Here is an 8,657-nt window from a genome sequence, read left to right as displayed (position 1 = left end):
GCCCAGGCCCCTCCACGGGCCGGATGGAGATCACCTCGGTGCCGAGGCGGACGCGGTCCAGCACACCGAAGGTCTCGGCGTACTTCTCCAGGTAGCGTTGTGTGTCCACCGCGCCGGCGAAGTGCAAGCGGTTGGGCAGGTCGGCGAACTCGAAGACGCGGAGCGCGGACTGGTTGGCCAGCCCGTCGTAGCAGCCCGCTGCCGACCAGATCCCGCCGACCTGCTGGTACTTGTCGAAGACCGTGACATCGAAGCCGTTCTCCAACAGCACCTTGGCGGTGACAATTCCCCCGGGACCGGCCCCGACCACACACGCTCTCATCAGCTGTCACTCCCCATGGCGATCGCCGTGTCCAGCTCGCTCATCATCCCGGTTGCGGACCTCCATGCCCAGGGCGCCCTCCGGTACCTGAGGCATCAGAAGCTGAACGAGCACGGCCCCAGGACACGACGTACGCGGTCAACGTCCACAGACGGAGACGACCGCGCGCATCACGGTGCGTCAGAAACTGGGAACGCCATATCCAGTTGTCCCTGCGGCAGTCGGCGATGACCGGAGACCTCAACCCCTGCGTCGCTTTGCCACCCAATCCAGTCGATGCAGGTCAGCGCCATCCGGCCGATTGACTTCGCTGTCAACGGACAAATGCAACCGGCGGTCACATCCTGTGGCTGCTTTACCGGACCTGCCGTACGACGCGGTCGTCGACGCCTCGAACGCCGCCCATCTGCCCGATCTCGCCCTGGAGCTGGTCGAGTCGGCTGACCGTTATCTCGCCACGAGAAACGGTCTTCCCTACAACACCGTTCGTGATGCAATCCGCAGCGTCACTTGGGCACATGTCGACGAACAGGCGCCCGAGGAGCTCCCCAGGGAGCCACGCCGCCCCGTTGTCTACCAGGACGACCTCAACAGGCGGGCCCACCGCGGCCATTCCCGTCTGCAGGAGCGCGGACGGGAGTGGCTGCGACGGTGTGACCTCGGGCAAGTCCTCGGTGATCAGGGCCTGCGTGGGGCAAGCCACGTGCTGGGTAGGGTCGGGGTACACCGAGCTGGGGAGGTAGTTGCATGGCCAACGAGATTGTGATCGCGCAGACGACCATCGACAACGAGGACCAGGCAAGGGCGCTGGCACGGGGCGCGGTTGAGAGCAAGTTGGCAGCGGGCGTTCACATCGACGCGCCGATCACCGCCGTCTACTGGTGGAAGAACGAGGTCGAGACGGCGCAGGAGTGGCGTATCTCGTACATGACGACGACAGACTGCCTCCCGCGGCTGGAGGCATGGCTGTCCGAGAAGCACCCGTATGACGTCCCTCAGTGGATCGCGCTGCCTGTGACCGGCGGGTCGGAGGCGTACCTGTCGTGGGTTGTTGAGGAGACAACGCGGGACTGACGAGCGACGTGTCGCGCGACGGCGCTCGTGTCCTGAGCTCGCCCGTGTACTGAACGAGGGGATCGATTCAGGACGCGAACTGCCGCAAATGATGGGCGAGTTCCCGCTCACTGTCGGGGAGCCACGCGGCGATTTGCGCGGCGCGTTCCTTGCCCATCGTGTTGGGCTTGGTTTGTGACGCGGCCGTGAACTGGCGCGATACGTAGACGCCTTGTTCGACGTCGCCTCCGCGCAGCAGGGCCGAGCCGAGATCACCGAGGACTACGACGCCGCCATCCGGTAGTTCGTCCCCGAGACGGTCGACCGCGGTATCGGCCGCGACGGTGAGTTCGGATCGCCCCAACTGCCCGTACACGGAAAGGGCCAACGAATCCATCCGGTACGGCGTCACGAAGCGGACCCATGCCTGTTCGCTGGTGTGATCCGCGAAGTCGTAAGCGAAGCGTGCTCGGTCAAGCGCACGCAGCGCCCTCGTCTCGTCGCCGACCGCGGCAGCTTCCTCCGCGTGCCTTCCGAGGACCCAGGCTGCGGCCGTGGCGTTGCCGTGGCCGCGCACATCCTGGGAGGCTTGGGACAGGAGTTCCAGCTTCCTCTTCGGTGTCGGAGCCCCGTAGCTGGCGTAAGTGAGGGCCAGGGCTCTGAGGGGAGGATGCCCGGCCTTCGCCGCGCACTCAGTCGTGACGTCGTAATAGGCGCCCGCCTTGTCGTACTCGCCCAGGTCCCAGGCCACCCATCCGGCAAGGGCAGCGGTTTCCCCGGCGGCGATGGTGAGCGCCCGTTCGTGCTCGCCAGCGTGAGGCAGGGCCGCGGTGATCGCGTCAAGGTGCGACTCAACGGCGCTCTGCAGGCGGCGGGCACTGAGATTGAGTTCCTGGACGTGCAGGTCAGCAGCTCGGTTGATGAGCGCGACCGCAGCTGGCGTGTCGATGCGGGAGCCCTTGCTGAGAGCGAAAGCGAGCCGGCCCCAGGGCTCGGCAGCCGCGCTTACGCCGATGGCGGCGCTGCCCAGCAGCTTGCGGCGCTTCACGTCGTCCTGGTCCTCCTCTGCACGGACGTTCCCCCTCCTCCGTCGGGCACGGGCGGCCTTGGCCTCCCGCAGTAGTTCTTCGAAGGGGACGCCGGAGGCCGCTGCGATGTGAGCGAGTGTGTGGTTCGTAGGGACGTTCTCGAACTTCTCATAGCGGCTGACCTCCCGGCGGGTCATGGTGTCCCGGCCGGAGACAGCGTTGATCGCGTCTGCCTGCTGCTCCTGCGTCCGGCCTGCGTCCCTCCGGAGCCGGAGCAACAGTTCGGCGAACGGATCTGGCATGAGTGTGACCTCTGTCGTGGGCGGAATCCAATCATGGCCCCAATTCCCCCCTGGATTTCCCCCCTTGACAGATTTTTCCCCCTCTGGATTCCCCTGGTAGACGGCTTCGTGGCGCGGTGCGATGGGCCCATGACCACGTTCCTCAAGTCGGGCGACCGAAGCCAGCCGGTGCTGCTCCGGGACGAGATCAAGTTAGGCGGCCATCTCTTGCCGAATCCGGTCCAGGGCATGGTCTGCGACTTCCCTGATCTCCGGCAGCCGGTGGTGCGCCGCGCGCACGATGCGCTGCAACTGGTGGGGAAGGCGCTGGCGGACAGCTTCGTCGACGGCGGTGTGCAGAGACTGCGCGGCGCCGCCGCAGTCGTCGGCGGCCAGCCGTACTTGGGCCACGGTGATGAGCTCGATCACGCGCCACTGAGGGGCGACGGTGGTCGTCGGTACAGGACTGCCCTGCTCGACCAGTTGTATGGCGATGTCGGTTCTTCCAGTGGCCATCAGCCCTCGCAACCGGATCTCGTGCAGGGCGTAGGGGTTGAACAACGACGTGTGTTCGGTCTCGTCAAGGAGCCGGTTCGTCTCGCGCATCGCCTCGTCGAAGAGGGGCTGGTTCCGGAGGGCGCCGGCCGCGCGAGCGAGGAGCGGAAGTACGGCTGCCTGCGCCTCGTGGTGCGGAGCGACGGCAGCTGCGTGCTGCAGGCGGTCGACGGCGGCACCGTGGAGGCGGGCCTTGCGCAGTTCGTTGCCGTGCATGCGCAACACGTAGGAGTTGAAGGTCTGGTCGCCGAAGTAGCGGGCGATGTCGATGCTCTTTGCGGTCCAGCGGGCGGCGGTGCTCAGTCGTTCCTCTGGCAGGACGTTGCCCAGGGCGACTCCGAGGCCGACACGGGCTCGGGCCAAGAGGTGCAGGACATCTCGTTCCGTGTGCCCGTCCTCCATTCGCGCTTCGAGCCGGGCGACCAGGGGCCACAGCTCGGCGACCGCTTCGGAGGCGTGTCCCGACTGTCGGGCGATCTCGGCGAGGCGGACGGTGGACTCGCCGAACTGGAGCATGGCGCGGTGGTCGGTGTCCGCGGGATCGGTGACGCCGACGACGTGCGGAGGCAGACGCAGGGCCTCGGCGATGTGCCGGCGGGAGCTGACATCTTCGAGGCTCCGTTTGCCCAGTTCGAGGAGCGAGATGTACGTCTTGTCGTAGCCGAGGAGCCGACCGAGTTCGGACTGATTCATGCCGTGCACGGCGCGGTGGAAGCGCAGGATGGCCCCGAGATCACGGGTGGCGAGGACTGCCTCGGCCTGTGGGGTTGCCCAGTGCCACAGGGTGTGTTGCGAGCGCCGTGCCACCATCGCGCTGTCCATGGTCGGTCACATCCGTGCGTACCAGGCGGCGATGGACTGCTTGTATCCGTCCGGCATGGTCAGGTCAGGCACTTCGTCGGCGGTGAACATGCCGAGCTGCTTGTGCTCGTGACTCACCACGGGGGCCTTGTCCGGGGTGAGGACGGCGCAGCCGTAGGTGACGATCACGACTCGCCGGTCCGGCATGGTCACGGGCAGAGGCTGGTAGATCCACACGTCCAGGAGAGGGCCGGCTTTGACCGCCCAGCCGGTCTCCTCCTCGATCTCCCTCTCCACTGCCAACTCCGGTGTGCCATCGGAGGGTTCGAGTCGGCCTCCGGGCAGCTCCCACTCCTCGCGTTCGTTCTTCAGCAGCAGTACGCGCTGGCGGCTGTCCACGGCCACGCCCTTGACGGAGACGGGCCAGGTGGGGGGCGTGTACGCCATCGCTCTCCTCGGATTGCACGTACGGCCGGGGGTGGTCGGAACGTAGCACGCGGCCCGTGCCGCGAGTTGGGCGTGGGCGAATTGCCCGAGTCGACAATCTGTCGCTTTACCCCCGACCCAGCAGCGCCGAACAGTGGAAGCACCACATGGCCGCGAAGGAGATCCGTGATGCGCCGAGTTCATCAGCCGTACGCCGACGTCTTCGTGCGCAACCGTATCGACCTCACCGTGCCGGGAGCGGAAGAGCAGATCGCGGGGCGGCTGCGGGACACAGGCCTGGTCACTGTCGACGGTCTCGCCTCGCGCACTGCCGTGCTCGCCTTTGCCACCCGGATCATGAATCTGGTGCCGCACCGCGACAGTGACCCGGACGGCCTCACCACCATCCGCGACACCCGACGCGACGCGCATCGGGCGGGCTTTGCCGGCTTCGGCAACGGCCCCCTCGAACCGCACACTGAACGCTCCGGCACACCCAGTCCGCCCCGTCTGATGCTCCTTGTGTGCGGGCAAGCTGCCGTGACCGGTGGGGAGTGCCTGCTCACCGACGGGCAGTCCGTGCATTCCGATCTCTTCACTGGTGAAAGGGACGCCGGAGTTGCGCTGGCACAACCCCGCACCGCGTTCTTCGGCGCCGGCGACGGCCACGCCACACAGGTGTTCACCGTGCACGACGATCTGAGGGTGTCCGTTCGTCTGCGGTTCGACGGGCTGGCGCGCTGGAACCCGATCGTTCAGCCCTACCTCCCGCAACTGCGGGCCGCAGCCATACGTCATCAGGCGCGTCTCCCCCTGGCCCCCGGCCAGGGCTACCTGCTGGACAACGAACGCTGGCTGCATGCACGACGTGCCTTCACCGGTGATCGGCTCTTCTGGCGTGCCCTGGGCCAGCCACTGTTGCCCATGCCGCGGGGGTTCGTTCCCGCCCCCACCCCCGTCCGTACACCCTTGCTCTCGGAGGCGGGACGATGACGGAGCGAACCATCACTCTCGCCACGGGAGCGATGACGACCACCAGGTCTGTTGCCCTTGCTGCCTCAGCCTGGGACCCGGCAGTCGAGAGCGGCTTCGAGGTCGACTTCCTCCCGGCTGACAACCGCACTGGGCAGATGAGACGGATCACAAGAGCCCAGCTGCGTCACTGGGACCTGACGATGCTGACCGACGACGCCACGCTCGTCGTCTCCGAGTTGGTCACCAACGCCATCAAGCACGGCAAGGGAAGACCGGTCGGACTCAGGGTGCGACGCTCCGCCTATGAACTGCGCATCGAAGTGACCGACGGCACCGCGACTCCGGCCCGGCTGCGTTCCGCCGGCGTGGCCGACGAGAACGGCCGTGGCCTTTTCCTCGTCGCAGCCGTCGCGAAGGAGTGGGGCGTGAGCCCCGACGGCACCATGACGTGGTGCTCCCTTGCGATCCCCGATGGCAGATCGTAAATGGTCGCAGTCACGGCTGACGTCGCCGTGCAGTTGCTGAGCCAGGGAGCCTCCAACGATCACACGACGCTGGGCGTGGTCCTGTACGGCCTTCGCCGCTCCCTTGCCAGCGAGGCGATCGACGAGCAGCTGTACGACGACCTGGAGGCCGTACTCGGCGAGTACGGCCACCCTGCCCCGGATCTGGGCACGGTCCTCGCGGCGCGGTTCCGCAAGGCGACCACCACGTTCGTGGAGATCGTTCCGTACCTCGTGCAGCCATACCCGGTCGACGAGATGCGGCGCCTGATCTACCTGAGCGCCGAGCACCCCCACCCCGATGACGCACCGGGCCATCTCCGACGGCTCGCCCTGGCCATCCTCGCGATTCTCGACCTGATGGGAGATACCGCCTCATGACGCGCGCTACGTCGAGGGAGGCAACTCCATGACCAGCATGCCCGTTCCAGCCGGTCGCCTCGTGCCGTACATCACCGCCCGCCAAGGCGAACAGGCCGACTCGCTGTCGAACCTGAGCCTGCGGCCCGGCGGTAAGGGATTGTTCTACCTGAACGAAGGGCCAGGCGACCGAGACGAGCGAGGCGTGCTCTGGGCACGCTGTTCCCAGTCCCGCTACGGCAACGAGCTCACCGGAAGACCGCGGTGGCGGGACGTGCACCCTTCGCGGCAGCGGGAGTGCATGGAAGAACTGCGATGCCAGGTGTGCGTGCAGCAGCCCAGCCGCACCGAGCTGGGATACCTGTTCCTGGCCACGCAGCAAGACGACAGGTCCACGGACAGCTGGGACGGGCACCTCACAGCTCAGCCACCCCTGTGTCTGGAGCACGCGAAGGCCGCAGTCGAGGAATGCGGACACCTTGTGCGGGCCGGAGCCGTGGCACTCCGGGTCCGGCTCCCACGGCTGTACGGAGTGATCGGGACGCTCTACCGCGCCGGCCCCGACGGACGACCTGAGCCCGTCGAGTTCGACAGCGAGTCCGCAAGAACCCCGCTGCCGTACAGAAAGCGGCGATTGACCCCATGGTTCCTGGCCACGCAGCTCGTGCGCGAGCTACGAGGCGTCACCGTCGTCGACCTGGATGACCTCATTTCTGCCGCCGGAACCCTGCGCGCACGCCCCTGACCACAGACTGCCCGCCCGTCACCGGTTGCGTGACGGTCGCCGATAACGGGCGGGTGCACAACCCGGCAGCCGGACCTGCGAGTACGGCTCGGTGCCGGACGAGACGTGTGAGGAGGAGCCCCTCCTCCTACTGGACTTCTTCTCCCCACACGACCGGTTCAACGAGAGGAAGGAGAACGGCAGTGAGGATCTCTGAGACCGCTATTCAGCCGAACTCCGACGGCCACACCGACCAGCGGCGCCAAGCCGTTCTCAAGGTATGGCGCCCCGGTTAGCTCTTCACCCCAGGCTGAGGCTGCCGGACGGAAAGCCCCAAAACCCCAACAGAAATTAGGTAATCGGATGGCTGCTATTGATGACTCGACTGTTCGCGATCCCGACGCGCTGCGTGCAGATATGGTCCGCGCACTCCGTGACCAGGACGCGATCACGTCCGAGCCTGTCGCCGCCGCCTTCGCGGCAGTTCCCCGGCACCGGTTCGCACCTGAAGCACCCCTGGGCCTCGCCTACGACCTCCACCGCACCGTGCCGGTCAAGAAGGACGAGCATGGCCTGGTCCTCAGCGTCATGTCCGCCGCGCACCTCCAGGCCGTGATGCTGGAGCAGGCCGGCATCGAGCCCGGCATGAAGGTCCTGGAGGTCGGCTCCGGTGGCGTCAACGCCGCGTACCTCCGGGAACTCGTGGGCCCCGGCGGCGAAGTCACCACCGTCGACATCGACCGCGACATCATCGACCGTGCCCGCCTGTGCCTGGACGAAGCCGGGTACACCCAGGTGAAGACGGTCGTCGCCGATGGCGAGTGCGGCGTCCCCGACGGCGCTCCGTACGACCGGATCATCGTCACCGCGGCCGCGTGGGACATCCCCCCGTCGTGGATCGGCGGACTCGCCGAGAAGGGTCGGCTCGTCGTCCCGCTGGCGGTGTGCGGCACGACCCGCTCGATCGCCTTCGACCGCGACGGTGACGGCCTGATCAGCCGCTCCTACGGCCTGGCGCACTTCGTACCCATGCAGGGCGAAGGCGCCGCCGAGGAACGCAAGGCGATGCTGCGGGACGGCGTCGTCGTGCAGACCGACGACGTACGGGTGCCCCTCAACGCCCAGGCCCTGAACCACGCCTTGGACACCCCCCGGCTGGAGCGCTGGTCGGGCGCCGCCTACGACCTGCCCGACGAGCTGGACCTGTACCTCACGCTCAACCTGTCCAGCGTCGCCCGGCTGCACGCGGACAAGGAGGCCATCGAGCGCGGACTCGTCGAAGCCTCAGCCCGGCTCGGCGTACCCGCCCTCGTCAGCGAGGACAGCATCGCCTACCGCACCCGCCGCGAGAACGAGGAGACCGGCGGCTACGAGAGCGGCGTGATCGCCCACGGCCCGCAGGCCGAAGCCCTCGCGGACGCGTACGCGAGTCTGCTCCGCCGCTGGGCCCACGACCACCGCCGCCGAGGAGCCGCGACGTTCCGGTACCTGCCAGGTCCCGCCGCCCCTCGGCTGGGACGAACGCGCTCCATTGAAGTTCTCTCCCGGATGTATCTGGGAGATTCTCCCCTGGATCGCTCCGGGGAGTTTGACAGGTCATGCCTGTCCAGCGACGACCCTTCCGGCCGC

The 8,657-nt window shown here is 67.4% G+C and carries 11 protein-coding genes; 6 read left to right on the top strand and 5 right to left on the bottom strand.

Annotation, left to right across the window (positions count from 1 at the left end; all coding sequences use genetic code 11):
* A partial coding sequence (locus G6048_RS44880) for an NAD(P)-binding protein (protein WP_165345384.1) occupies positions 1-322 on the bottom strand: 322 nt, incomplete at its 3' end.
* Between the two features lie 355 nt (positions 323-677).
* The gene (locus G6048_RS44875) at positions 678-1,025 is read right to left on the bottom strand and encodes a hypothetical protein (protein WP_165345383.1); all 348 of its coding nucleotides are present in this window, start codon (positions 1,023-1,025) and stop codon (positions 678-680) included.
* 44 nt (positions 1,026-1,069) lie between these two features.
* On the opposite strand from G6048_RS44875, the gene cutA reads away from it, so the two are divergent.
* Positions 1,070-1,396, top strand: coding sequence for a divalent-cation tolerance protein CutA (gene cutA, locus G6048_RS44870; protein WP_165345382.1), 327 nt, complete (start codon positions 1,070-1,072; stop codon positions 1,394-1,396).
* A gap of 67 nt (positions 1,397-1,463) precedes the next feature.
* On the opposite strand, the gene G6048_RS44865 is transcribed toward cutA, so the two are convergent.
* The 3 genes from G6048_RS44865 to G6048_RS44855 all read right to left on the bottom strand — a co-directional run bounded on the left by G6048_RS44865 (position 1,464) and on the right by G6048_RS44855 (position 4,487).
* On the bottom strand, positions 1,464-2,705 hold the full coding sequence (locus G6048_RS44865) for a helix-turn-helix transcriptional regulator (RefSeq protein ID WP_165345381.1): 1,242 nt from the start codon (positions 2,703-2,705) through the stop codon (positions 1,464-1,466).
* Positions 2,706-2,897: 192 nt separating this feature from the next.
* The gene (locus G6048_RS49015) at positions 2,898-4,061 is read right to left on the bottom strand and encodes a helix-turn-helix domain-containing protein (protein ID WP_206342920.1); all 1,164 of its coding nucleotides are present in this window, start codon (positions 4,059-4,061) and stop codon (positions 2,898-2,900) included.
* 6 nt (positions 4,062-4,067) lie between these two features.
* Positions 4,068-4,487, bottom strand: coding sequence for an NUDIX hydrolase (locus G6048_RS44855; RefSeq protein WP_165345380.1), 420 nt, complete (start codon positions 4,485-4,487; stop codon positions 4,068-4,070).
* Between the two features lie 168 nt (positions 4,488-4,655).
* Between G6048_RS44855 and G6048_RS44850 the strand changes: the two genes are divergently transcribed.
* The 5 genes from G6048_RS44850 to fxlM form a co-directional block, all read left to right on the top strand.
* Complete coding sequence (locus G6048_RS44850; protein WP_165345379.1) at positions 4,656-5,459, top strand: TauD/TfdA family dioxygenase; 804 nt, start codon at positions 4,656-4,658, stop codon at positions 5,457-5,459.
* Positions 5,456-5,926 carry an ATP-binding protein gene (locus tag G6048_RS44845; RefSeq protein WP_235991087.1) on the top strand — a complete coding sequence of 157 codons (471 nt, stop codon included), beginning with the start codon at positions 5,456-5,458 and terminating at the stop codon, positions 5,924-5,926. The genes G6048_RS44850 and G6048_RS44845 overlap by 4 nt, the downstream gene beginning before the upstream one ends.
* Entirely contained in the window at positions 5,927-6,325 is a 399-nt protein-coding gene (locus tag G6048_RS44840; RefSeq protein ID WP_165345378.1) for a DUF6415 family natural product biosynthesis protein, read from the top strand. It begins immediately after the preceding gene.
* 28 nt (positions 6,326-6,353) lie between these two features.
* On the top strand, positions 6,354-7,049 hold the full coding sequence (locus G6048_RS44835; RefSeq protein ID WP_235991086.1) for a hypothetical protein: 696 nt from the start codon (positions 6,354-6,356) through the stop codon (positions 7,047-7,049).
* A gap of 342 nt (positions 7,050-7,391) precedes the next feature.
* The coding region (gene fxlM / locus G6048_RS44830; protein WP_165345377.1) for a methyltransferase, FxLD system at positions 7,392-8,657 on the top strand (1,266 nt) is incomplete at its 3' end.

The sequence above is a fragment of the Streptomyces ureilyticus genome, from assembly GCF_011045025.1.
Classification (GTDB): domain Bacteria; phylum Actinomycetota; class Actinomycetes; order Streptomycetales; family Streptomycetaceae; genus Streptomyces; species Streptomyces ureilyticus.
The sequence above is the reverse complement of the archived record's forward strand: the minus strand, read 5'-3'. Positions and strand labels throughout refer to the sequence as shown.